The organism is Streptomyces nymphaeiformis, assembly GCF_014203895.1.
Taxonomy (GTDB): Bacteria; Actinomycetota; Actinomycetes; order Streptomycetales; family Streptomycetaceae; genus Streptomyces; species Streptomyces nymphaeiformis.
This window is the reverse complement of record NZ_JACHJY010000002.1, coordinates 81720-104334: the sequence shown is the minus strand read 5'-3', so window position 1 is coordinate 104334 and position 22615 is coordinate 81720. Positions and strand designations below refer to the sequence as shown.

Here is a 22615-nt window from a genome sequence, read left to right as displayed (position 1 = left end):
GGGGCGACAAGGTCTCATGCGTCGCGACGGCGCACATTTAGGACATCAGCCGGCTGCGACCGTCGCCCCGGCGTACGCCACCGCCGTCAGGGCCAGGACGGCGGCCGGTAGGGCCCGCATGGGCGGATCGCCGTGGCGCAGGTGGACCACTGCGGCCGCGGTCATGAGCAGCGCGAATCCGATCGCGGCGGTCATCCCGAGTAGGGCGGAAGCCAGTCCGAGTACCAGTCCGACGGCTCCGGCCACTTCCAGGGTGCCGACGACGCGGTAGAGGCCCGGTGGCATGCCGAGGTGTGCTGCCGCCTGCCGCATGAACGGCACCGCGGCGATCTTCCCCAGTCCCAGCGGGAGGAAGACGAGGGACAGTACGGCGGCGAGGGTGACCTGTGCGGTGGTCACGCCGGCCGCCTCCGGCGTTCGGCGCCCAGGCGGGCGAAGTGGTCGATGAGGTCGGGGGCGTCCACGGCTGCCGGGTTGACGACCTGCTCGACCGGGGCGCCCTGGAGGAGGCGCTTGACGGGGACTTCGAGTTTCTTGCCGGTGCGGGTGTGCGGGATGCCGGGGACTTCGAGGATCTCGTCGGGGACGTGGCGGGGTGAGGCGCCGGTCCGGATCGCCTCCTTGATCTTCTCGCGGAGCGGGTCGTCCAGGGTCGCGTCGTCTGCGAGGACGACGAACAGGGGCATCCAGTAGCCGCCGTCGGGTTCTTCCGCGCCGATGACGAGGGCCTCGGTGATCTCGGGGAGGCGTTCGACGGCGTCGTGGATGTCGGCGCTGCCCAGGCGTACGCCGTTGCGGTTCAGGGTGCTGTCGGAGCGGCCGTGGACGATCACGGAGCCGTGTCCGGTGACGGTGATCCAGTCGCCGTGCCGCCAGACGCCGGGGTGGGAGGAGAAGTAGGCGTCGCGGTAGCGGGTGCCGTCGGGGTCGTTCCAGAAGTACAGCGGCATGGACGGCATCGGGCGGGTGACGACCAGTTCGCCCACCTGGTCCACGATCGGGAGGCCCTCGGCGTCGTACGCGGCCAGGGCCACCCCGAGATGAGGTGCGGACAGCTCCCCGGCCCAGACCGGTGTGTTGGGGGCGCTGCCCGCGAAGCCGGAGACGACGTCCGTGCCGCCGCTGGTGGACGCGAGCAGGACGTGGTCGCCGACGTGGTCGCGGACCCAGGGGTAGGCGGAGGCCGGCAGGGCGGAGCCGGTGCAACCGACCACGCGGATCGACGACAGGTCGTGTGCCGAGGGGTCGATGCCGTACTTGGCCATGCCCAGCAGGTACTGGGGGCTGGTGCCGAAGACGGTCACCCGGTGGCGCGCGGCCAGCTCCCACAGGACGTCGAGCCGGGCGAAGGGTGCGGGGCTGCCGTCGTACGTACAGGTCGTGGCGCCGGTCAGCAAGGTGGAGGCGACCAGGTTCCACATCATCCAGTGGGTCGTGGTGTACCAGAGCAGACGGTCGCCGGGCCCGAGGTCGGAGTGCAGGCCGAGGGTCTTCAGGTGCTCCAGCAGGACGCCGCCGTGACCGTGGACGATGCCCTTGGGCAGACCGGTGGTGCCGGAGGAGAACACGACCCACAGCGGGTTATCGAACGGCACCGGCGTACACGTGAGTTCCTCGGCGCGGGTGGACGCGTCCTCCCACGGCACCACCAGCGACGGGAACGCTCGCGAAGGCCACGGCAGGCCCACGTGGTCCACCAGCAGCGTCGCCTTCAACGTCGGGAGATGCGCGGCCAGTTCACCGGCGGCCTCGCGGCGGTCGTGGGTCGTGCCGTTGAAGAGGTAGCCGTCGGCGGCGATCAGGACGGTGGGTTCGAGCTGGGCGAAGCGGTCGGCGGCGGCCTTGGGGGCGTAGTCCTGCCCGCAGACCGACCACACCGCGCCCAGGCTCGCGGCGGCGAGGAAGGCGACGATGGCGTGCGGGGTGTTGGGCAGGTAGCCCACGACCCGGTCCCCCTTGCCGACGCCCAGATCGCGCAGTGTGGCGGCGACGGAGGCGACCTGGGCGCGCAGCCGGCCGCCGGTCACCTCGTGACTGGAGCCGGTCTCGTCGAGGGCGATGATCGCCACGGCGTCGTCGGTGAGGTTGCGCAGGGCGTGATGGGTGTAGTTGAGGGTGGCGCCGGGGAACCACCGGGCGCCCGGCATCCGCTCCTCGGCCAGCACCTGCTCGTACGGGGTGTCGGACTCGATGTCGAAGTACTCCCACACCGCGCGCCAGAAGCCTTCCAGGTCGGTGACCGACCAGTGGTGCAGGGTGGCGTAGTCGGTGCCGTCGAGCCCGGCGTGGCGGGCGAAGTCCATGATGCGGCTGTTCACGACGGCCTTGGGGTCAGGGGTCGTGAAGGGGTCCGGCCTGGTCATCGTGTGGCGCTCCTCAGCAGGCTCTTCTCGGCGGTCTGTTGGAGGGGGAGGGTGCTGCGCGTGGTGTGCAGGAGGGCCGCCCAGGCGGCGGTGTCGGTGAAGTCGTGCCTCCCGGCCGGAACGACGTCCATGACGACGCGGTCGGGGCGCAGCAGGACGGCATCCACCCTGCCGGCGCGCAGCCAGGCTGCGAGAGTGCCGTCGTCACCGAGGCCGGTGACAGGGATCGTCCGGGCGCCGAGCGCGTGGGCGAGGGCGTTCAGTGCGGGCCAGGGTTCGGCGGCGGTCAGGACGGTGAAGGAGTCGCCGAGCAGTTCGTCGAGGCGGATGCGCCGTCCGTCGAGTGCCACCCATGGTTGCGGGCAGTGGGTGCCCGCGAGACCCCTGCGCATACGGCGCCGGACGAGGGGCCCGGCGGTCAGGGACGGGCTGAGGTCCCGGCCCGCCGCCGCGGTGAGGCCGGGTATGCGGCAGGCAGCGGCCAGGATCCTGCGGCGTAGTGCGGCGGCGCCGTCCTGGCCGCCGGTCATGGCCCAGCCCATGGCGACCGCGAGCCGGATCACATGCCGTGTGTGCGGCTTGCGCTCGCTCTCGTACGTGTCAAGCAGCCGCTCGTCGCCGCCCTGGCCCAGGACGCGGGCCAGCTTCCAGGTGAGGTTGTAGGCATCACGCAGGCCCGCGCACAGCCCCTGCCCGATGAACGGCGGGGTGAGGTGGGCGGCGTCGCCGAGGAGGAAGACTCGTCCGCTGCGCCACCGGTCGGCGATGCGCGCCCGGAAGGTGTACTGGGTCTCGCGGACGATCTCGAAGTCACCGTCGTGGGAGGGTGGCATCCATGGGGCGATCAGCTCCCGCACCGGTTGCCGCTCGTCCTGCAGCCGGAACTCCCAGCGGTAGCGGTCTTCGCCGACGCGCATGAAGGTCGCCGGGCGGTGTGGGTCGCAGACCTGGTCGACGCCTTCCCAGCAGCGGACGTCGGCGTTCGTGCGGACGTCGACGACGGTCCATCGTTCCTCGAAGCGCAGGTCCTCCCACGTGGCGCCGATGGCGTCGCGGGTGAGGCTGTTCGCCCCGTCGCAGCCGAGGACCGCCTCGGCCCACAGTTCGTACTCTCCGTCGTCGTCGCGGTAAGTCACGCGCACGGGGCCGGCGGTGTCCGGGCCGACGCCGGTAACCTCCACGCCGCTGCGCAGTTCGCATTGCGGGTTCCGGGCGAGGGCCTCGCGCAGCAGTCGCTCCAGCTCGGGCTGGTCGAACATGCTGGTCTGCGGGTAGCCGTGATGACCGTGCTCGGAGCGCCGGAACTCGGCCATGACCCGGTGCCGGGCGTCCAGCAGCCGCAGTCCGTTCGCGGGGCGGGCTATCTCTGCGAACTCCTCCCCCACGCCCGCGGCCTGGAGGATCCTGCGGACCTCGTCGTCGGTGGCGACGGCGCGCGGGAGCGGGTAGACGTCCCGGTGGCGTTCCAGGACGACGGTGCGCACCCCGCGCCGGGCGAGGAGGAGGGCGGCAGTCACGCCCACCGGTCCCGCGCCGATGATCACCACGGGTACCTGCTGTTCGGTGCGGCTCACCTCAGGTCCCTACTTCGCGTCCGTGACGGAGGTTCGCTGCTCGCCGAGGTCGATCCGGCCGTCCGGGGTCGCGATCGTCGCCGTGATCACGTCTCCCGCGTGCAGGTAGTGCGGGTTCTTCGCCTGGGACTTGAAGAAAGCCTTCCACTTCAAGGCGGGCGGCAGCAGTGCGCCGACCTTCTCGACCGGCTTCGGCGGGGCCTTGAGGGCCGTGCCGCCGGGCGTGCCGGTCAGGAGCAGGTCGCCGGGGTCGAGGGTCTGGAAACGGGCCAGCAGGGTGAGGGCCTGCGCCGGGCGGACGATCATGTCGGCGAGGGTGCGGTCCTGGCGCAGCTCGCCGTTGACGGACAGCTTCAACCTGAGGTCGAGGAGATGGACGAAGTCCTCCGGCTCCAGCAGGGCGAGGTACGGACCGGTCGGTGTGAAGGTCGGGTAGGACTTGCTCTCGTAGAACTGCGTCTTGGTCAGCTGGACGTCGCGCGCGCTGATGTCGTTGGTGACGACGAGCCCGGCGACGTACGACGGCAGGTCCCGCTCGTCGACCGTGGTGCCGATGGGCAGGGTGGCGCCCATGACGAGCCCGAGTTCGACCTCGTAGTCGAGGAACTTCACGTGCGAGGGCCGTACGACGGGGTCGCCGGGTCCGCTGACCGACCCGGACGCCTTGCGGAAGAAGGCGGGCGGGATGTCGCCCGTGAAGCCCGAATCACGGGCGTGACTCCGGTAGTTGACCATCTGGGCGACCACCCGGCAGGGGGTGGTGACCGGCGAGAGGACGGCCAGGTCGGCGACGGGCGTGCCCGCCTCGGTCGAGCGAGCCGCCTCTCGTACGGCGTCACGATCGGCGATCAGCTCGGCGGTGGTGGTGGCCTTGGTGTCGACAGGGATGGCCCGGTGGCCGCGGACGACCCACCATCCGTCGGCGGTGCGCAGGACGTTGGTGCTCATGTCAGTACCTTCGTGAGGGGGTCGGTGTTCAGGACTTGGCGGCTTTGAGCAGGCCCAGCAGGCGCGCCGGGTCCATCTCGTTGTCGCCGCGCAGGGCCTGGATGACGTCGCGGACCCGCTGCGGGGAGGGACTCGCGCCGAGGAAGTCACGCGTGGCCGGTGGACCCCACTGGGCAAGACCGCTGGTCGACATGGGTGCCCACCCGGGCTCGACGTCGCTGGAGAACAGGTCGCCGTCGGCGAAGTGCTCCAGCATGAAGCGGTCGGGGTCGCGCCAGTAGTCGAAGAGCTGGCTGCCCTGGATGTGCCGACCGACGCCCCAGCTGCGCTGGTATCCGCGTTCCTTGAGGTATTCGCCGCCTACGGCGATCGAGTCCAGGTCGGTGACCTGGTAGGCGGAGTGGACATAGCCGGTCCCCGGTCCCAGGTGCATGGCCAGCGTGTGATGGTCGGCCGGCACGCTGCCGAGGTCGCAGCGGATGAACGCCATGGTCGGGCCGCGGTCGCGCTGCCCGTCCAGGAAGAGAAAGTCGGACACGATCATCCCCAGCGTGTCCAGGTACCAGTCCAGGGCCCGGCCGAACACGCGGGTCTCCAGGACGACGTGGCCCAGCCGCTGGATCCGGGACGGCTCGCGCGGCGGGCGCTGCGTGGTGTTCGTACGACGATGATCCGTACCGAAGTTGAGCAGCAGCGGCAGCTGCTCGGGCAGCGCCGGCAGCTGCTCGCCGCAGTGCACCACCCGCACCGGGAAGCCGGACGGATCGAGCAGGTCGACCGTCTTTCCGCCACCGGGTACGTCCGCGTCACGCACGTCGGAACCGGTGGCCCGCGCCAGCCGGTCCAGATCGGGACGCTCCGCCGCACGGAACGCCGGGCCGATGAAGCGGGACGTACGCCCGCGCCGGATCACCATGCACGGCGAGCCGGCGAACGTGCCGCGCAGCCACAGCTCGCTGTCGGTGCGCGCGGCGATCTGGAAGCCGAAGTCCCGGGCGAAGACCTCGGCTCGCTCCAGGTCAGGCTTCTCGAACTCCAGCCAGGCCAGGTCCGCGACCTTGATCACGGGATTCCGGGAGCGGCCGGGATGCTCGCCCCTCAGGGCTCCCTGTTCGCTATGCAGGTCCTGGTGGGCCGTTTTGGCATCGGCCCCGTGGACGCGGGTCTCAGACATGGTGTCCTCCGAGCAACATTGCCGTAATGAGGAAATCATCAACTTTGACAGTTCCGTCGTCAAGATGTTCCCGGCTGGAAATGATGGATTCATCAGAACTGCAGTCGTCATCGCCTGCGCGGTTAGACTTGGCGCATGCCTACGTCAGCCCCGCCCAGCAACCGATTCGAGCGACGTCGCGCCGAGACCCGTAGCGCGCTCATTCGCGCCGCCCGGCAGATACTCGCCGACAGCGGGGACACCGGCATCAGCATCCAGGCGATCGCCGAGCGCGCCGACGTGGGCTTCGGCTCCTTCTACAACCACTTCGAGTCGAAGGCCGAGCTGTTCGAGGCGGCGGTGGTGGACGCCCTGGAGGAGTACGGTCGGAACTTCGACCAGCGCCTGGCGGAGATCGACGACCCTGCGGAGCTCGTCGCGGCGGGCTTCCGGCTCAGCGCACGCATGGCCGACTCCCACCCTGAACTGATGCAGGTCTTGCGCCGTCGCGGCCTCGGTCACATCCACTCGGACAACGGCCTGGCCCGGCGGGCGCTGCGTGACATCGAGGTCGGCACGGCCTCCGGCCGCTTCACCGTGGCCGACCCGACTGTGGCCCTGTCCGCACTGGGCGGCACCCTGCTGTCCCTGGTGGAGCTGAGGTTCGCGCGCCCCGACATGGACGGTGACGAGGCCGCGGTGAACCTGGCCGAGATGGCCCTGCGCATGCTGGGCGTACCACCGGACGACGCCCACGAGGTCGCCCGGCGCCCCCTCCCCGGCCCCGTCTGAGACGACCGCTCCTACCCGGCGGCGGACGAACCCTGCCGGAAGGCGACCGAGCGGCCGGTGAAGGCGGCGTCGATTCCGTCCCGCGTGGTGGTGACGGATCGCAGGTGCAGCCCCTCGGGGACGCTCTCCAGCGGGATGGGATCTTCCAGGGCTCTGTCCAGCAGCGTTTTCAGCGGAGGAAGCAGCTCGCCCCGGACGGTGCGGACATCCGTGAAGGCGATGCGGTTGCCGTTGCCGCCGAGACGGCCGCGCTCACGGTGACGTCGCCGACGACCGGCAGAACGGCCGTCGCACTGATCCGGTCCGTTTCACCACCTGGTGACATCCGCACACCGAGCGCGCCCGACACGTCACCGTACGAGAGGAACGCGGTCGCCTCGACATGGTCGGCGTGAGCCTCCTCAGCACTCCCGGAGGTCTTCAGCCCGTCAAGGCGTACGGTCAGCTTCGTCACCGGCAGGGGCCGAGTCGAGCCGTTCGCGGGTATGTCATGGGCGGCCAGGTCGATGTGCCGGAGGCTGCCCTTCGCCAGCTGGGTGAGCACGGGGAAGCCGCTGACGCGTACCGACGGCTGATCCGCGGTTCCCATGCCGTGCTGGAACGCCTCGGCCGTATGGCTCTCCGCACGAGCCGCCGCGATCCGGTCCACCGCGACGCCACCAGTCAGCAACGCCGCCATAGAAGCAGCGACGACGATCAGGAGCCGCCCCCTCGGGGCAGAGAAGCCCGTGGACAAGGAATCGCCGCGGTAGGGCTCGCCGACGCGTCCGTCATCGGGCTGGGGCTGGTACATGGGAGTGCTCTCCAGAAGGCGGTCAGGAACTTCTCGGGGTGAGGCTCTGAGACGAGGGCGCCGATGCACTCGGGCCGGCCGAGCCCTCGGACGCAGGCCGCGGCTCGGTCACCGTCCGCACCCATCGCGATCAGCGCGGCGGTCGCGGTGCGGGTGCCGTCGTCGGGCCAGGTCCCGGCGTTCACGCACTCCAGCAGGCCCAGCGGATGCCCCTCCAGCGCCCGGCTCAGCGGGCCTGGTCGGCCGTTGGTGACCGGACACCGTGCGCCACACCACACCCTCGGGCAGGTCAGGTCGGGAGCTCCGGTCAGCGGCGGGGAAGGCGACTCAATAGTTGCACACTAGTGAGCAACTAGCTAACCTGCACATGGATGGGCAATTAACTTGCCCTGCGGTGCCTCGCAGGCAGACAGCCGCGCCCGCGCCGATCCTCTCCCCCGAAGCCTCCCGCTTTCTCTCTTCCCCCCCCCCCCCCCCCCCCGCCGAGGAGCCCTCGATGCCGCTCTTTGCCAACACACCCGCCGAGAAGATGACCGAGCCCTACCCACGCCGCTGGTGGGCCTTGCTCGTGCTCTGTCTCAGCCTGCTGATCGTCGTGATGGCCAACACGTCGCTGGTCGTGGCCGCGCCGGACCTGACGCAGGACCTGGGACTCTCCAGCAGCGACCTGCAGTGGGTCATCGACGGCTACACCGTCCCGTACGCGGCGCTGATGCTGGTACTGGGAGCGATCGGCGACAAGTACAGCCGCCGGGGCGCGCTGATCCTGGGCCTGCTGATCTTCGCGGCCGGTTCGGTGATGGGCGGCCTGGTCGACGAGACCGGCCTGGTCATCACCGCGCGCGCGATCATGGGCGTCGGCGCCGCCGTGGTCATGCCGGCCACCCTCTCCCTGCTGGTCGCGATCTTCCCGAGGGCAGAGCGCGCCAAGGCCATCACGGCCTGGAGCGCCACCTCCGGCCTCGCCATCGCCGCCGGACCGGTGGCCGCCGGCTGGCTGCTGCAGGACCACGCCTGGGGCTCCACCTTCCTCATGAACGTGCCCATTGCCGTCCTCGGCGTCGTCGGAGCGCTGGTACTGGTACCGCCGTCCAAAGCGAAGGGCATGGGCCGCATCGACTATGTCGGCGGTCTGCTGTCGATCGCCTCGGTCGGCAGCCTCGTCTACGCCACCATCGAAGGCCCGCACTTCGGCTGGGGCACCGGCCCGATCACCGCGGCCGTGGTCGCCGGCCTGAGTCTGGCAGCCTTCATCGTCTGGGAGCTGCGCCACCCCAACCCCATGCTGAATGTGCGGAAGTTCAAGGAGCGCCCCTTCAGCGGCTCGATGCTCGCGGTGCTGTTCTTCTTCTTCGGCACCTTCGGCTCGATCTACTACTCCACCCAGTTCCTGCAGTTCGTCCTCGGCTACGACGCGCTGGAGACCGGCATACGACTGCTGCCGCTCGCCGGAGCCGTCTTCGTCGGTGCCGCGGTGACCGGCAAGCTGGCCCCGAAGCTGGGCGTGAAGCTGATGGTCGGGACCGGCATGGCCATCGGCACGGCAGGCGTCTTCCTGCTCACCCAGATCGAGTCGGGCTCGACGTACACCGACTTCCTGGCGCCCCTGCTCCTGCTCGGCTTCGCCATCGGGCTGAGCCTGTCCCCGGCCACCGACACCATCATGGGCGCCTTCCCCGAATCGGAGCTCGGCGTCGGCGGCGGCGCCAACGACACCGCGCTGGAGCTCGGCTGCGCCCTGGGCATCGCCGTCCTCGGCTCACTGCTGGCCACGTCCTACAAGGACAAGCTGACCGAGCTGGTCGGCGGCCACCTCCCGGCCGCCGCGATGGACACCGCCAAGGACTCGGTGGGCGGCGGCATCGCGGTCGCCGAACAGGTCGCCCTGAACCCCCAGGGCGGCGCCCAACAGGCCCAGGCCCTGCTCGGCGCGGTGCACGAGTCCTTCGCCCACTCCATCGCCCACACCAGCCTCATCGGCGGCATCATCATGGCCGCCGGCACGCTGATCGTCATCGCCGTCCTGCCCGGCCGCAAGCGCGTCGCGAAGCACCGTCAGGAGCAGACGGACGGGACGGCGAGGCAGACCGAGACCGTAGGCGCCGCCTGAACCCCACGGCATGACCGCGGCTCATGGCCGCCGACCGGAGGCCGGACAACGTTCCGGCCTCCTCCATCATGGACGGGCCGTACCTGAGCGGTGCACGGCCCCGGACGGTGCCGGAAGGGACAGCCGACACCCTCCTCTTGCTGCGTGCGTCCAGGGTGCCGACCGGGAAGAACCGAGTGGCCCCCGGCTGGGACTTCCCGGTGCGACGGAAGGGGGTGCACCAGGCAGGAAGTCGCCCGGAGGCAGCGCCTTGGCACCGGGTCCGCTCGCACTTCCGCGCCGGCGGCCGGGCCGCGGCTCAGCCGTCGCCGCCGGCCTCCGGGGCGACCGAGGCCGCCACCTCTTCTACAACAACGCCCGCCCGCTCCTCCGGCACGCCGGCCGCGATGAGCGTGGTGACGGTCACCCGGGTGCCGTCGTCCTCCAGAGCCCCGGTGTTGACCTCTTCCAGCAGGGCGAGCGCCATCGCCTCCAGAGCGGCGCTGAGCACCGCGGGCGGCAGATGAGAGTGGAAGACTCCGTCCCGCTGGCCCCGCTCCACGACGGCCGTCGCCCTGACACGGGCGGGTTCGAGGATCTCGGCGACCCTTTCGACGCCGAGATCCCGCTGGGCGAGCGCCAGGAGCATCCGGTACCGGTCTCCCACCGGCCACATCGCCAACGAGAAGCGCGCGAGCGCCCGCTCGGCCGGCTCCGTCGCCTCCGCCGCGCCTGCCACGGCGCCCTGAAGAGCCTCGGCGGCCTCCTCGGCCAGCGCCTCCAGGAGCGCGGCACGTCCGGGGAAGTGCCCGAAGAGCGTTCGCCTGACGACACCGGAGGCGCGCGCCAGCTCCTCCAGGGTGGTGTCGGGGTTTCGCCCGAGCTCCTGGCGAGCGGTGGCCAGGATGCGTGCCCGGTTGGACCGTGCGTTGCGTCGCTGCGGCACGCGGCCGACGGGCTGGGGCACGGAAGGAACCTCGAAGAGTCCGGACGGAAACGGGCACCACCATTCTGGCACGCGAGCCGCTGCACGATCTGCGGCCGTATCCAGAGCCGGCCTGCCTGATCAGGCGGGAAGCTCCTTGATGTCGGACGGCTCCTCGGGCTCGATGCCGTTGACACGGTGACGGAAGTCGCTGGAGGCGGGATAGGCGGCGCGGCGCGACCGCATGATGGAACCCAGGGGACGGTGGGCCTCCAGGGCGTGCCAGGGGCTGAAGGACAGGACGTCGTCCGCGTAACGGCGGCGGGCGTCACTGTAGGCGTCCTGCGCGGGCAGGTGCAGCACCGCCACGGTCTCGTGCGGGGACAGTTCCTCGGGCCACAGGACCGAGGCGTCCTCCACGGGCATCCGTTCGACGTCCGTGCACAGCTGGGCGCGGATGTCGTACTCGGCGCTGTCGTGCGCGAAGAAGTCGACGACGAGGTCGCGCAGCGCCGACTCGCCGGCCTTCTTGTGGACGCGGCTGCCGGTGAGGGCTCTCACGTTCGCCGAGCGGGGCGCGGCGGAGATCTTCGCGACATGGTCGCCGTAGCGCAGTGCGGCCATGGAGTGGAAGGTCTCGCCGAGGATGTGATCGTTGGCGGCGGCCAGGGTCTCGACGGTCGGCGGGAGCGGGCGTCCGGAGCGGGTGAGGGCCTTGGCGGCCACGCGGGCGGCCGCGCCGGTGAGCTGGAGCTGCTGGTCGCTCTGGCGGGGCTGCTTCTCCAGCAGGTCCTGGAGCTTGGCGTACTCGGCGATGTTGCCGAAGGGCAGCGTGGGGTGGTTGACCAGGAGGAAGTCCTGGGTGGTGAAGCCGTCGTCGATGGCGCGGGGTCCGGGTGCGCCGATCACCTTGATCGCGATGCCGCGCTGCACGGGCACCTGGTCGGAGCGCAGGTCGCCGGGGGCGGAGGAGAAGCGGACGATCACCGGGTAGGTGGCCGGTTCGGCGAAGAGGCCCTGAGCGAGGTGGGCGGGCAGGTTGGGCTGGACGCGCAGTTCGCCGGCGAGGACGCCGTGACTCTTGGCGTGGGCGTCGCGCAGGCCGTGCCGGTGTTTGTCGGCGACCTGCTGGTTGGCCTTGCCCATGGCCTCGACGACCTGGCGGATCAGCTCCTCCTCGTTCGGAAACGGCTGTTCCAGGTCGGGGCGGTAGGAGACGTACGAGGTCATGGGGAGTGCCTTCGCGCGGGGTGGGGGGTCAGTTGCTGCTGAGCCTGCGGATGGCGGACAAGCTGGGCATGAAGAAGTACTCGCCGCCGAGGAGGGTGTTGAAGGACTGGATGTTCTGCACCCGGCGGGGCGGGGTCCCGGGCACGGTGAAGTAGGCGCCCTTGTCCTGGAGCGAGATCATCGGGTCCTTCTCCTTACCCAGGCCCATGAAGTTGCCGGAGCCGACCCATTCGCTCTGGAGGAACTCGACGTTGTCGATGGCGCGGGCGCCGAGGGCGATGAAGTCCAGGCCGCGCGGTGTGCCGTCGTCCTTGAGGCGATCCGGGGGCAGAGGGGTGCCGTAGGAGGTGCCGCGCCGGATGATGCGGCGGATGTTGACGTCGGTGAGAACCGTGAGCTTGGTGTCGCGCGGGTTCATCCGGCGGATGTGCGAGCCGAGCGGGGTGCACAGTCCGCGTGGGTCGGCGGAGTAGTCGAAGTCGTTGATCCGGTTCGGGTCCTCACCGATCGCGGGGGTGTCGCGCTCCGGGGTCAGGGCGAGAGGTGCGCCGCTGCGCCAGCGGCCGACGAGCTTGGCGGCCAGCAGTTCGCGTTCGGCTTCGGTGGAGGCGTTGTCGTGCAGCCACTTGTTGAAGGCGGCGACGTGGGAGTGGTACTTGCGGAAGACGACGTACGTGCCGTTGCGGCCGAGGACGTCCGGGGCCGGTACGGGCAGCGGCGTACCGGTCTCGCTCGGGTAGCCGAGGACGAACTCACCGGCCTTGATGGGCCGTCCGTCGCCGGGCAGGGGTTCGGCGCCGCTGCCCTCGATCACCGGCTGGCTGAAGCCGTCCCGGTATCCGAAGACGTTGAACCCATCGGCCGCGAAGTCCTGGTGCGACAGCAGCCGGACGCCGGGGACCTCGCCCAGTTCCTTTTCATAGGCGCCGACTTCGGCCCGCCAGTCGTCCTCGCTGGCGGCATACACCGTGACGGCGATGTGCACGCGCGGGGTGCCGAACGGGAACTCCCAGCGCTCCGGGGCGTTCACGCCGGTGTCCCGCAGCCGCTCGGCGCGGGCGGCCATCCCGGCACGGAAGTTGGCGGGGAAGGAGGCCAGTGACTCCTGCGGTACGCCGAGCGCCACCAGCCCCTGGTAGCTGAGGGCGAGAGCCAGCCAGGACGGCTGCGGCTCGTCCCAGCGGGCCGCCGAGGTCACCCGCGGGGCCAGCCGACGCAGCAGCTCCCTGCCCCCTGCAGCGTCAGTGATCTCCAGGATCGCGTGGGTACCGAAGTAGGGCTCGGGTCGGGCCCGCAGCAAGGTCGCCTGGATGTCGTCGAGATCCAGCGTGGGCGGGCGGCGCAGACGCCGGAACAGCGGAGAAGGCATGGCGGAGCCTGCCGTCAGTTGAGGTCGGACAGGAACCGCTGCACGGCGGCCTCCTGCCGCTTGAGCCGACCGGCCTCCGCAACAGTGAGGTCGGGGTGCGCGACGTACCACGCCTCCGCCGGGAGCTGGTGCTTGACGATGAACTCCTTCACGTCCGGCGAGGTGATACCGGGCCATCCCTCGACGTTGCTGAACAGGTAGTCCATGAAGTCGGGGATCTTGGTGGCGAAGTCGTCGATGTAGGGGTCCCACTCGCCGTCGAAGGCAGTCGCGAACAGCAGCTTCGTGTCGTTCTCCAGGAACACGAACCGCATGTTGTGCAGCGTGCCGACCTGACCTGCGCCCGCCAGGTTCCCGCCGACCAGCTTGAAGAACTTCCGCAGCTGCTTCGCGCCGTCCGGCTTCAGCGGCAGGATGGTCGTCAGCTCGGACACCTCGCCGCTCTTGGCGCCGATCCGGCCGGCAGTGGTGACGGCGTGCTTGGCCTTCTCCTCCTTGTCAGCCAGAAGCTCGGCGATACGCAACTTCAGCGCGATCTTCGCATCCGCCAGCGCCGAGTCGGCCTTCTCCCGGACGGCCTCAGGCAGCTTCTGGAACCTGTCCTGCAGATCCTTTTCACCCATGGCACTTCTCCTCGGGATCGAGCGCCCACGCTGTCAGCCGGCACAGAATTTCCCATTCGGCCAGGTAAGGGATGCCACGGCGACATCCGAAGGTGCCCACCCACACCCACTGACCATCTCAGCAGAACTGATTAAAGCATCAGACAAGCAGTCCCGCCTGTCAACGCATGACACCCGATCGGAGGCATGCCGCCGGATCCCTACCGGCGACGTCTCCTTGGCGCCTTCCACCGCAGCCACCGCTCTTGCGCAGGGAGGCCCGAGCAGCCGCGGCGCGACAGCCCGCTCCAGCCACCTTCCCCTCGTTCACGCACGTCGACAACCCGAGCAAGGCGCTTCTCCGACCACCACCTCCGCACCGACTTCGACTCGCTCCCGCTCCACGCGCGGCGTCACGACGACATCCACATGCGGCATCCATGCCAGCAGCCCCAAGCAGCCTTCAGACCGGCCCGGCCCCTTCCAGCGAGAAATCGTTCCACGCGCTGCCGGGAGCGGTCGCACTCCGCGATCTGGCGTACGCGGATGCCACGAGGCGTTCTTGTCGATGTCGAGCCGGCCCCGTGAGCAGCTGATCGGCCGGTACCTGTTCGACGTCTTCCCCCACAATCCGAACGACCCGCCGCGACCGGTATGCGCAACCTGTATGCCTCACTGCGCCAGTCGCGGACACCGGCGAGCCCGACACCATGGCCGTGCAGACTACGACGTGGGGTACCCCGACCGGCCCGGGGTGTGGGACGAGCCGTACTGGAGCCCGGTCGCTCCTGACGGCACCGTGGCTCTGCTGCTGCACCGGGTCGAAGCGGTCGCCGAACTCATCCGCGCCCGCGGCGGCCGACCGGGCGGACCGCGCGCCGAGCGAGCTCTACACCCGCGCCCGGAAGTTGCAAGAGGTCAACGAGCGCCTGCGTCAAGCCCACGCCCGGGAGGGAGAGGTCGCCCTCCACCTGCAGGAGGCGATGCTGCCCGCGCCCCGCCGCTCGGCCACCACCGGGCCGCGGTGTGCCACCGGCCAGCGGTGGGAGCCTGAACGTGTGCAGCGACTGGTACGCCCTCGTCGACCTGCCTGAGGGCTGCCGCACGGCCGTCGCGGCCGGCGTCATGGGCCAGCTCGGCAGCGCACCGTGTCCGCCGCCTCCCGAGTCTCCGACGGCCCCGCCCAGGCCCTGGAGGTTCTCAGCCTGTACGCCCGCTCCGTCGACGGCGCCGTATCCACCACCGCCGCCTGCGTCCTCGTCGGCTGGAACGCCCGCACCCTCATCTACAGCAGCGCCGGCCACCCCACCCGTGCTCCGGCTCCCCGATGACACCGTCACCTACCTCGACCAGGCCAGCGACCCACCGCTCGGCGCCCGCCCCGAACACAGCGCCGCGGACCCGGACCAGCTCGCCGACACACTTCTGACCCGCCTCATCCCTGCGGCCGACCTCACCGACGACACCGCCCTCATCGTGATCCGCCTGTAGACGAAAAGCCCGAGGACCTCGCCGCCACCGGATCGGGAGCGGTTGACCCAGCGGACGCCCCCTCACGAGCACGCGAACCTCGTGTCACGGAACGTCACTATCGAGAGGCGGATAGGCAGCGGCAGTCAACAGCTCGGCAGCCAGCGCCCCGGCCACTGCAAGCTGCCCACCGTCACCCAATCGAGGGCTCCGCCCGGCGGTCACCAATCGCGCATGACGACCCATCAGAAACCGTGCCGTCCGTGTGTCAAACGTGCGTCACGTGCGTCGAATACGCGTCAAGATAACGCACGTAACGCCCATCACGCACACTCGGAGAAACGGCAGGTCAGCGGCCCTTTTCAGCGGGCTCAAGGATCGCCACGCACTCCACATGATGCGTCATCGTCATCAGGTCGAGCATCTCCTCCCCCGAGACGATCTCCGAGAGCCTTGTGCCCCAGGACGCGCCCTTACCAAACGAGCTCGTGCACGGTAGACGGTGAGACGTCGAGCCCTGGACGGTTGATCATGGCTGGGTGGTGGGGACCGTGACTCGTGCAGCAATCGTCAACAGCCGTCGGATCACCGGCCTGTCGGCCGACGTGATCGCTGAACTCGTCGCGGACCTGGGTCCGTTATGGCATGAGCTTCACCAGGCAAAGCCGGTCTCTCGGCCGCGGAAGCGGGCTGTGGGAGCCGGCGCGAAGCACCGACTGATGTTTCATCGACCGGCTCCTGGCCACGCTCGTCCATCTCCGTCACGGAGTCACCCATGACGTGCCGGCCTGTTGCCTGGACATGTGCTGGCCCGTGGTCAACGCGCTCCTGAACGACCCCGCCGACTAATCAGCGGGGCTCCTCGGGGAGCATGCTCATGAACCCACGACGCGCGTTCGGACCACAACCGAGGACGAACCCGCCCTGGACGGCAAGGGCACGAACCGTTGGACACTTACCGAAGGCTCCCGCCGAGACGGACCGTTCAGAACACGCACGACACACGCACGACACGATCATGCTCCTCCCCCGACACTGTGCGTAGCCGCTTCTCCGAGCCGAGAACCAGCCTTGACCAGGGGCTGTGCTCCTGCCGAAGCAGTGCCGGCCGGGGAGAATCCGGGGGGAATCAAGCCGCCTTGGGGAGCGTCCGGGGAGAATCGACCGCGTAAGGCGGTGTCATCGTGAAAGCTCCGGAAAGGAGCAAAGTCGCAGGCCAGCGCCCGTTGGACGTCTATCTGCGCAGGTCAGCACCCCGAGGGCGAGGACTTCTTGAAGATCTTCTCGAAGTCGAGGCGGGTGACGGCCTCGACGGTGGAGGAGCGCTGCGGCAGCTTGTACTCGGCGAGGGTGGCCAGGGTGCGCGGGTCGAGCAGCTTCAGGAGGAAGCCGCTGAAGGTGCCGCAGACGGTGACCAGGCGGCCGGCGGCGTCGAAGGTGACGGTGGCGCACTCGCCGCCGACGGCGGCGATCTTCTCGCTGGTGACCCGCGGGGCGCGCCCGAGCGGCCCGGACCAGGGGTGGGTGCCGCTGCCCGCGCCGTCGGCGTGCATGCCGCTGCGGCCGTTGGGGGCGAGGTACGGGTGCTGGGCGGGGCCCTTGCCGGGCACGGGCCGCGCGGTGGCGGGGGCGCCCTCGTAGGGGGCGACGAGGCGGAATCCGGGGGCGAGGGGTATCTCCTCGGCCTGGGCGACGGGTGCGGCGCCCGCCAGGAGGGTCGCCGCGAGCGCGGTGACCAGCGCGAACGCGCGTGCTCGTCTGCGGGGCGGTGGGGTGGTCAAAGCGGCTCCTCGGGGTCCTGACGTGTGTCGCGCCGGCGGCAGACGTCAGGGCCGAGTGCAGGAGATGCACATGGAACTGCCCTGTGTTTCACGGGCAGTTCACAGCAGTTCACGGGAGTTCACGGAGCCGTGACGATCACGGTCTGAGGCTGGAGACCACGTCGGCGGTGGCGGCGACGCCGTTGTGGATGGTGGGCGCCATGCTGGTGCCGGCGAGGAAGAAGCCGAGCAGGGCGCAGACGAGGGCGTGGGTGATCTTCAGCCCGCCGGTCCGCAGGAAGATCACGGCCAGCACCAACAGCAGCAGCACGACAGAAATGGAAACGGCCATCGCTCTCACGTCCCTCCGTCGCCGCACCGGAATTGCGGCGTTCGGCGGACAGTGTGGCGGAATGCGCGGTCCGTCCGGGCGTATGGCGGGGCGGCCATACGGGTGAGATTTCGGTCAGGCCGCGGTGGGCAGGCAGTCCTTCCATTCGACCGTACGGTCGCACCAGCGGTTCAGCAGGACGCGGTCGTGACCGACGGCGAGGAGGCCGGCGCCGGTCTCCTCGCGGTAGGTCTCGACGGCGGCGACGAGGGCCGCGGTGGTGGAGGCGTCGAGCATGGCGGTCATCTCGTCGCAGATCAGCCAGCGGGGACGCAGCGTCAGCGCGCGGGCCAGGCAGGCGCGTTGGAGCTGGCCGTCGCTGACCTCGTGGGGGCGGCGGCCGAGGAGGTCGGGGGTGAGGCCGACGGCCGGGGCGAGGGCGGCGACCCGCTCGCGGGCCTCGGCGCGGCGGCCGGCGGCGCGCAGGGGTTCGGCGAGGGTGAGGCGGGGGTCGGCGGCGGTGCGGGGCTGCTGGAAGACGACGCCGACGGCGGTGCGCCGGGCGCGCGGGGCGCGGTGGCGCCAGGCCCGTACCTCGGTGCCGTCGAGGACGAGGCGGCCGGCGTCGGGGCGGTGGAGGAGGGCGGCGACCCGGGCGAGGGTGGACTTGCCGCAGCCGCTGGGGCCGAGCAGTCCGACGGACTCGCCGGGGGCGACGGTGAGGGAGGCGCCGCGGAAGACGGGGGCGCGGCGCTCGTATCCGGCGGTGACGGAGTCGAGTTCAAGCACGGGGCTGCTCCGGGTGGTGGCAGGCGACGCCGGCCGTGGGTTCGGGGCGGGTGGCGCAGCGGGCGGTGGCGCGGGGGCAGCGCGGGGCGAAGGCGCAGCCGTCGGGCAGGGCGGAGAGTTCCGGCGGCATGCCGGGGACGGGGGTGAACGCCCGGTCGGGCAGCGCGTCGAGGAGCCCGCGGGCGTAGGGGTGGCGGGGTCCGGTGGGGCCGAAGAAGCGGTGGGCGGGGGCGACTTCGACGATCCGGCCCGCGTACATGACGGCGACGCGGTCGGCGATGCGTGCGGCGGCGGCGAGGTCGTGGGTGATGAGGAGCAGCGCGCGGCCCTCGTCGGCGTGGCGGCGCAGTTCGTCGACGGTGCGGTCGACGAGGTCGCGGTCGAGTCCGGTGGTGGGTTCGTCGGCGAGGAGCAGTCGGGCGTCGCCGATGAGGGCGAGGGCGGTGGCGGCGCGCTGGGCGAGGCCGCCGGAGAGTTCGTGCGGGTACCGGTCGAGGTGTCCGGCGGGGAACGCGGCCCGGTCGGCGGCGTCCTCGGCGGTCTTGCGCCGGGCCCGGCGGGAGGTTCCGGTGAGGGCGCGGACGGTCTCCTCCAGATGGGACCGTACGGTCCGGACGGGGGTGAGGTGGGCGGCGGGGCTCTGCGGTACGAGGCCGACGCGCCGGCCCCGTACGGTGCGGGCGAGGGTCTTCTCGTCGGCGGCGAGGAGGTCCGTGCCGTCGAGGAACGCCGTGCCGGACGTCTCGGCGTTCCCGGGGAGGAGGCCGAGGAGGGCGGAGGCGAGGACGGACTTGCCGCAGCCGCTCTCCCCGACGAGGGCGAGGCACTCCCCCGCCGCGAGGTCGAAGTCGGCGTCGCCGACGGCGGCGACGGTCCGCCCGCCGGGCAGCCGGAAGCGGACGGTGAGGCCGCGGACGCTGAGGACGGCGTCCCCGGCGCGCTCGGCCGTGACGGCCTGAAGGGCGCGTGCGATGCGGGCGGTCACAGGGTCAGCTCCGATCGGCGGCGCGGGTTGAGGCGGTCGCGCCAGGCGCCCGCGAGGCCGGCGACGGCGAGGGTGGGGACGATGAGGAGGAGGCCGGGGTAGAGCGTGGGCCACCAGTACCCGGCGAGCAGGGAGGAGCGGGCGTTCTGCACGAGGTTGCCGAGGCTCGCCTGGTGGCTGGGGAGGCCGAGGCCGAGGAAGGAGAGCGCGGACTCGTGCCACATGGCGTGCGGGACCATGAGGACGGCGGCGAGTCCGGCCTGGGGCAGGACGGCGGGCAGCAGGTGCCGGACGGCGACGCGCCATCGGCTCGCGCCGCCGGAGACGGCGGCGTCCACGAACGGCCGGCCGCGCAGGGAGAGGACCTCGGCGCGGACGATCCGGGCGGTGGAGAGCCAGTGGGTGACGGCGACGGAGGCGATGACGGGCCAGACGCCGGGCCGGAAGAGGGCCACCACGAAGATGCCGAGCAGCAGGTGCGGCACGGACGAGAAGGCGTCGACGAGCCGCATCAGCCAGCGGTCGGGCCGGCCGCCGAGCGCCCCCGCCGCGGCGCCGACGGCGGTGCCGACGACGGTGGCCACGAGAGCGGCGACGAGTCCGACGAGGAGGGAGATCCGCAGGCCGTGGACGCACCGCAGGAGGAGGTCGCGGCCGAGGTCGTCGGTGCCGAAGGGGTGGTCCCAGGAGGGCGGGAGGAGTTTGCGGGAGAGGTCGACGGCCTGCTCGTCGAACTGCACGAGCGGGGGCACGAGGAGCACGGCGAGGACGAGGACGGCGATAGTGCCGGCGGAGGTCCACAGCCGCAGCCGGTGGGTGCGCGGGTCAGCCATCGAAGCCCGCCCTCGGGTCGGCGAGTCCGTACAGCAGGTCGGAGAGGAGGTTGCCGAGGAGGACGGCGGCGGTGGCGAGGACGGTGAGGGCGGCGAGCAGCGGGAAGTCGACGGAGGTGGCGGCGGTGACGGTGGCGGCGGCGATGCCGGGCCAGCTGAAGACGGTCTCCACCAGGAGGGCTCCGGTGATGAGTTCGGGGACGCGGGAGCCGACGAGGGTGAGCATGGGGAGCATGCCGGAGCGGAGGGCGTGGCCGGTGAGGACGGTGCGTTCGCGCAGGCCGCGGGCGCGGGCGCCGCGCACGGGGTCCTCTTCGAGCGCGTCGCCGACGCCCTGGCGGACGTACAGGAAGAACCAGGGCAGCTGGGAGAGGCCGAGGACGAGCGCGGGCAGCACGAGGTGGCGGGCGATCTGGCCGGCGGTGACGGTGTCGCTGCCGGTGTCGGTGAGCCCGCCGGCGGGCAGGACGCCGAGCTTCAGGGCGAAGAACCAGACGGCGAGGAGGCCGAGCCAGAACGCGGGGGCGGCTTCCAGGGTGTACGCGGCGGAGCTGACGGCCCGGTCCACGAGGCCGCCGCGGCGGCGTCCCGCGAGGACGCCGAGCAGGGTGCCGAGGGCGAGGGCCACGGCGAAGGCGGTGGCGGCGAGGAGGACGGACCAGCCGAGGCGTTCGCCGATGACCTCGGTGACGGGGCGGCGCAGCACGGCGGAGTCGCCGAGGTCGCCGGCGAGGGCCGAGGTGAGCCACTCCCACCAGTGGGTGAGGAGGGGCCGGTCGACGCCGAGGTTGGCGCGGAGCTGGTCGAGGTTCTCCTGCGAGGCGGTGAGTCCGGCGGTGCCGGCGTAGGCCTTGACGGGGTCGAAGGGGGAGGCTTCGGCGACGGCGAACACCGCCAGGGTGACGCCGAGGAGGACGGGGACGGCGGCGAGTGCCCGCCGTCCCGTCATCCGGGCCATGGCCCCCCAGGGGAGGCGGCGGGTCACTTCTTCGGCTTCCAGTCCTCGACGTTCCACCAGGGGCCGGAGGCGAGGCCGTGGTCGTGGGGTTCGGTCTGGGTGCCGGGTCCGTCCCAGGCGTCGTTCATGACGTAGAGGTGGTCGATGTGGGTGAGGAAGGTGTAGCCGGGGTTCTTGGCCAGTTCGCGCTGGACGGTGTCGTACGCGGCGCGCCGCTTGCCGGGGTCGTCGGTGCGGCGGCCGTCCTCCAGGGCGCGGTCGACGGTCGGGTCGTCGTACCGGGCCATGTTGTGGAAGCCGTCGCCGGCGAGGGTGGACTTCAGCAGGAGGTACTGGTCGAAGTCGGGGTCGCCGGGCGAGCCGCCGCCCGCGAGGACGGCGTCGGTCTTCATGCGGGGTTCGATGACCTCCCAGGTGCCCGCCCGGGTGGTGATGTCGAGGCCGGCCTTCTTCGCGTCGGAGGCGTAGGCGAGGGCGTGGTCCTGGCGGAGCTTGTCGCCGGAGAGGTACCAGAGGGGGAAGGCGGCGCGGACGCCGTTCCTGACGCGGATGCCGTCGGGGCCGGGCTTCCAGCCGGCCTCGTCGAGGATCTTCCGCGCGCCGGCGAGGTCGTGGCGCCGCTCGGTGCCCTTCGCGAACCAGGGGCTGTCGGTGGGGACGGGTCCGTAGGCGGGCTTTCCGGCGCCTTCGAGGATCTTGTCGACCATGGCCTGCCGGTCGACGGCGAGGTCGAGGGCGCGGCGGACGGCGGTGTCGCCCGCGACCGGGTTGTGGGTGGGCAGGGTGACCGTGCGGTAGTCGAAGGTCTTCGCCGTCCACGTCTTCTTCGACCGGTCGCCCTTGAAGCCGGCGGCGAGGGCGGGCGGGAGGACGGCGCCGTCGAGGTCGCCGGCGCGCAGGCGGGTGGCGCGGACGTCGTCGTCCTTGATGATCGCCATGGTGAACCTCTTCACCGCGGGCGCGCCGTTCCAGTGGCGGGGGTTGGCGGCGAAGGTGAGCTTCTCGCCCTTGGACCAGCCGGTGAGGACGTACGGTCCGGTGCCGATCGGCTCGTCGGTGAAGGCGCCGGTGTTGACGTCCTGCTTCGCGGTGACGTGCTCGGGGGCGATGGCGTGGACGGTGCGCTGGGCGAAGGGCGCGTAGGGGTACTTGAGCCGGAAGACGACGGTGCCGTCGCCGACGGCCTCGACGCTCTTGAGGGCGTCGAGTTCGGTGCGGGAGGGGTTGTTCGTCCTCGGGTCGAGGATCGTCCGGTAGGTGTGGACGACGTCCTTCGCGGTGAAGGGGACGCCGTCGCTGAAGGTGACGCCCTTGCGGAGGGTGTACGTGTAGGTGAGGCCGCCGTCGCCGACGCGGGGCAGCCGCACGGCGAGGGCGGGCTTCAGCCTCATGTCGGCGTCGAAGGCGAGGAGTCCGTCGAAGATCTTGGAGTTGCCGTCCTTGCCGTAGCCGAGGAGGGGGCTGAGGGTCTCGGGCTCGTAGGCGATGCCGACGACCGCGGAATCCCTGGGTCCGCCGGAGCCGCCGGCAGTGGAGCCGGGATTCGTGCAGGCCGCGACGGCGAGGGCGAGCGCCCCTCCGAGTGTCGCGGCGGTCGCTCGGCGGACGGATCGGGCGGCCAAGGTGTCCACACCCCTCTTGAAGATCAACT

18 protein-coding genes and 2 pseudogenes are annotated in these 22615 nt (G+C 71.1%); 3 read left to right on the top strand and 17 right to left on the bottom strand.

Annotated elements, in window-relative coordinates; all coding sequences use genetic code 11:
* Positions 1-45 precede the first annotated feature (45 nt).
* From GGE06_RS06500 to GGE06_RS06480, 5 genes are read right to left on the bottom strand one after another with little or no spacing between them, the layout of a single operon-like run.
* Positions 46-399, bottom strand: coding sequence for a DoxX family protein (locus GGE06_RS06500; RefSeq protein ID WP_184930228.1), 354 nt, complete (start codon positions 397-399; stop codon positions 46-48).
* Entirely contained in the window at positions 396-2363 is a 1968-nt protein-coding gene (locus GGE06_RS06495) for an acetoacetate--CoA ligase (protein ID WP_184930227.1), read from the bottom strand. The genes GGE06_RS06500 and GGE06_RS06495 overlap by 4 nt, the downstream gene beginning before the upstream one ends.
* Positions 2360-3937: a bifunctional 3-(3-hydroxy-phenyl)propionate/3-hydroxycinnamic acid hydroxylase MhpA gene (mhpA, locus tag GGE06_RS06490; RefSeq protein ID WP_184930226.1), complete on the bottom strand. Its 1578-nt coding sequence runs from the start codon at positions 3935-3937 to the stop codon at positions 2360-2362. Before mhpA ends, GGE06_RS06495 begins: the two co-directional genes overlap by 4 nt.
* 9 nt (positions 3938-3946) lie before the next feature.
* Entirely contained in the window at positions 3947-4885 is a 939-nt protein-coding gene (locus GGE06_RS06485; RefSeq protein ID WP_116157421.1) for a fumarylacetoacetate hydrolase family protein, read from the bottom strand.
* A gap of 28 nt (positions 4886-4913) precedes the next feature.
* Positions 4914-6059, bottom strand: a complete 1146-nt coding sequence (locus GGE06_RS06480; protein WP_184930225.1) for a VOC family protein — start codon at positions 6057-6059, stop codon at positions 4914-4916.
* Positions 6060-6194: 135 nt separating this feature from the next.
* Between GGE06_RS06480 and GGE06_RS06475 the strand changes: the two genes are divergently transcribed.
* Positions 6195-6830 (top strand): TetR/AcrR family transcriptional regulator, encoded by a 636-nt coding sequence (locus tag GGE06_RS06475; RefSeq protein ID WP_184930224.1) that lies wholly within the window; start codon positions 6195-6197, stop codon positions 6828-6830.
* A gap of 169 nt (positions 6831-6999) precedes the next feature.
* Here the strand turns inward: GGE06_RS06475 and GGE06_RS06470 are convergent, their stop codons facing one another.
* The gene (locus GGE06_RS06470; protein WP_246532361.1) at positions 7000-7623 is read right to left on the bottom strand and encodes an LmeA family phospholipid-binding protein; all 624 of its coding nucleotides are present in this window, start codon (positions 7621-7623) and stop codon (positions 7000-7002) included.
* A gap of 496 nt (positions 7624-8119) precedes the next feature.
* Here GGE06_RS06470 and GGE06_RS06465 point away from each other — a divergent pair, with 496 nt between their 5' ends.
* Complete coding sequence (locus tag GGE06_RS06465; protein WP_116157424.1) at positions 8120-9733, top strand: MFS transporter; 1614 nt, start codon at positions 8120-8122, stop codon at positions 9731-9733.
* Positions 9734-10031: 298 nt separating this feature from the next.
* On the opposite strand, the gene GGE06_RS06460 is transcribed toward GGE06_RS06465, so the two are convergent.
* The 4 genes from GGE06_RS06460 to GGE06_RS06445 all read right to left on the bottom strand — a co-directional run bounded on the left by GGE06_RS06460 (position 10032) and on the right by GGE06_RS06445 (position 13859).
* Positions 10032-10679: a TetR/AcrR family transcriptional regulator gene (locus GGE06_RS06460; RefSeq protein ID WP_184930223.1), complete on the bottom strand. Its 648-nt coding sequence runs from the start codon at positions 10677-10679 to the stop codon at positions 10032-10034.
* Between the two features lie 99 nt (positions 10680-10778).
* Positions 10779-11867, bottom strand: coding sequence for a catalase family protein (locus tag GGE06_RS06455; RefSeq protein WP_184930222.1), 1089 nt, complete (start codon positions 11865-11867; stop codon positions 10779-10781).
* A gap of 28 nt (positions 11868-11895) precedes the next feature.
* Complete coding sequence (locus tag GGE06_RS06450; protein WP_184930221.1) at positions 11896-13236, bottom strand: Dyp-type peroxidase; 1341 nt, start codon at positions 13234-13236, stop codon at positions 11896-11898.
* A 14-nt stretch (positions 13237-13250) separates the two neighbouring features.
* Positions 13251-13859: a hypothetical protein gene (locus GGE06_RS06445; RefSeq protein WP_184930220.1), complete on the bottom strand. Its 609-nt coding sequence runs from the start codon at positions 13857-13859 to the stop codon at positions 13251-13253.
* Positions 13860-14278: 419 nt separating this feature from the next.
* Here GGE06_RS06445 and GGE06_RS06440 point away from each other — a divergent pair.
* A pseudogene (locus GGE06_RS06440) lies at positions 14279-15329 on the top strand (PP2C family protein-serine/threonine phosphatase).
* A 1241-nt stretch (positions 15330-16570) separates the two neighbouring features.
* Here the strand turns inward: GGE06_RS06440 and GGE06_RS06435 are convergent.
* The 7 genes and pseudogenes from GGE06_RS06435 to GGE06_RS06405 form a co-directional block, all read right to left on the bottom strand.
* Positions 16571-17089 (bottom strand): annotated as a pseudogene (locus GGE06_RS06435) (hypothetical protein); the annotation flags it as partial.
* 136 nt (positions 17090-17225) lie between these two features.
* Positions 17226-17420: a hypothetical protein gene (locus GGE06_RS06430; RefSeq protein ID WP_116157458.1), complete on the bottom strand. Its 195-nt coding sequence runs from the start codon at positions 17418-17420 to the stop codon at positions 17226-17228.
* A 114-nt stretch (positions 17421-17534) separates the two neighbouring features.
* Positions 17535-18188 carry an ABC transporter ATP-binding protein gene (locus GGE06_RS06425; RefSeq protein WP_184930219.1) on the bottom strand — a complete coding sequence of 218 codons (654 nt, stop codon included), beginning with the start codon at positions 18186-18188 and terminating at the stop codon, positions 17535-17537.
* A complete protein-coding gene (locus GGE06_RS06420; protein WP_116157460.1) occupies positions 18181-19173 on the bottom strand; it encodes an ABC transporter ATP-binding protein in 993 nt (330 codons plus the stop codon). Before GGE06_RS06420 ends, GGE06_RS06425 begins: the two co-directional genes overlap by 8 nt.
* Positions 19170-20006: an ABC transporter permease gene (locus GGE06_RS06415; protein WP_116157461.1), complete on the bottom strand. Its 837-nt coding sequence runs from the start codon at positions 20004-20006 to the stop codon at positions 19170-19172. The genes GGE06_RS06420 and GGE06_RS06415 overlap by 4 nt, the downstream gene beginning before the upstream one ends.
* Positions 19999-20991, bottom strand: coding sequence for an ABC transporter permease (locus GGE06_RS06410; RefSeq protein ID WP_184930218.1), 993 nt, complete (start codon positions 20989-20991; stop codon positions 19999-20001). Before GGE06_RS06410 ends, GGE06_RS06415 begins: the two co-directional genes overlap by 8 nt.
* Positions 20988-22586, bottom strand: coding sequence for an ABC transporter substrate-binding protein (locus GGE06_RS06405; RefSeq protein ID WP_184930217.1), 1599 nt, complete (start codon positions 22584-22586; stop codon positions 20988-20990). Before GGE06_RS06405 ends, GGE06_RS06410 begins: the two co-directional genes overlap by 4 nt.
* Between the last annotated feature and the right edge of the window lie 29 nt (positions 22587-22615).

What these genes read in the sequence shown, in the direction of transcription:
- GGE06_RS06415 (WP_116157461.1), bottom strand. Translation starts at nt 20,006, where the DNA reads ATGGCTGACCCGCGCACCCACCGGCTGCGGCTGTGGACCTCCGCCGGC.
- GGE06_RS06495 (WP_184930227.1), bottom strand. Translation starts at nt 2,363, where the DNA reads ATGACCAGGCCGGACCCCTTCACGACCCCTGACCCCAAGGCCGTCGTG.
- GGE06_RS06450 (WP_184930221.1), bottom strand. Translation starts at nt 13,236, where the DNA reads ATGCCTTCTCCGCTGTTCCGGCGTCTGCGCCGCCCGCCCACGCTGGAT.
- GGE06_RS06465 (WP_116157424.1), top strand. Translation starts at nt 8,120, where the DNA reads ATGCCGCTCTTTGCCAACACACCCGCCGAGAAGATGACCGAGCCCTAC.
- GGE06_RS06470 (WP_246532361.1), bottom strand. Translation starts at nt 7,623, where the DNA reads ATGTACCAGCCCCAGCCCGATGACGGACGCGTCGGCGAGCCCTACCGC.
- GGE06_RS06430 (WP_116157458.1), bottom strand. Translation starts at nt 17,420, where the DNA reads ATGGCCGTTTCCATTTCTGTCGTGCTGCTGCTGTTGGTGCTGGCCGTG.
- GGE06_RS06475 (WP_184930224.1), top strand. Translation starts at nt 6,195, where the DNA reads ATGCCTACGTCAGCCCCGCCCAGCAACCGATTCGAGCGACGTCGCGCC.
- GGE06_RS06480 (WP_184930225.1), bottom strand. Translation starts at nt 6,059, where the DNA reads ATGTCTGAGACCCGCGTCCACGGGGCCGATGCCAAAACGGCCCACCAG.
- GGE06_RS06485 (WP_116157421.1), bottom strand. Translation starts at nt 4,885, where the DNA reads ATGAGCACCAACGTCCTGCGCACCGCCGACGGATGGTGGGTCGTCCGC.
- GGE06_RS06455 (WP_184930222.1), bottom strand. Translation starts at nt 11,867, where the DNA reads ATGACCTCGTACGTCTCCTACCGCCCCGACCTGGAACAGCCGTTTCCG.
- GGE06_RS06445 (WP_184930220.1), bottom strand. Translation starts at nt 13,859, where the DNA reads ATGGGTGAAAAGGATCTGCAGGACAGGTTCCAGAAGCTGCCTGAGGCC.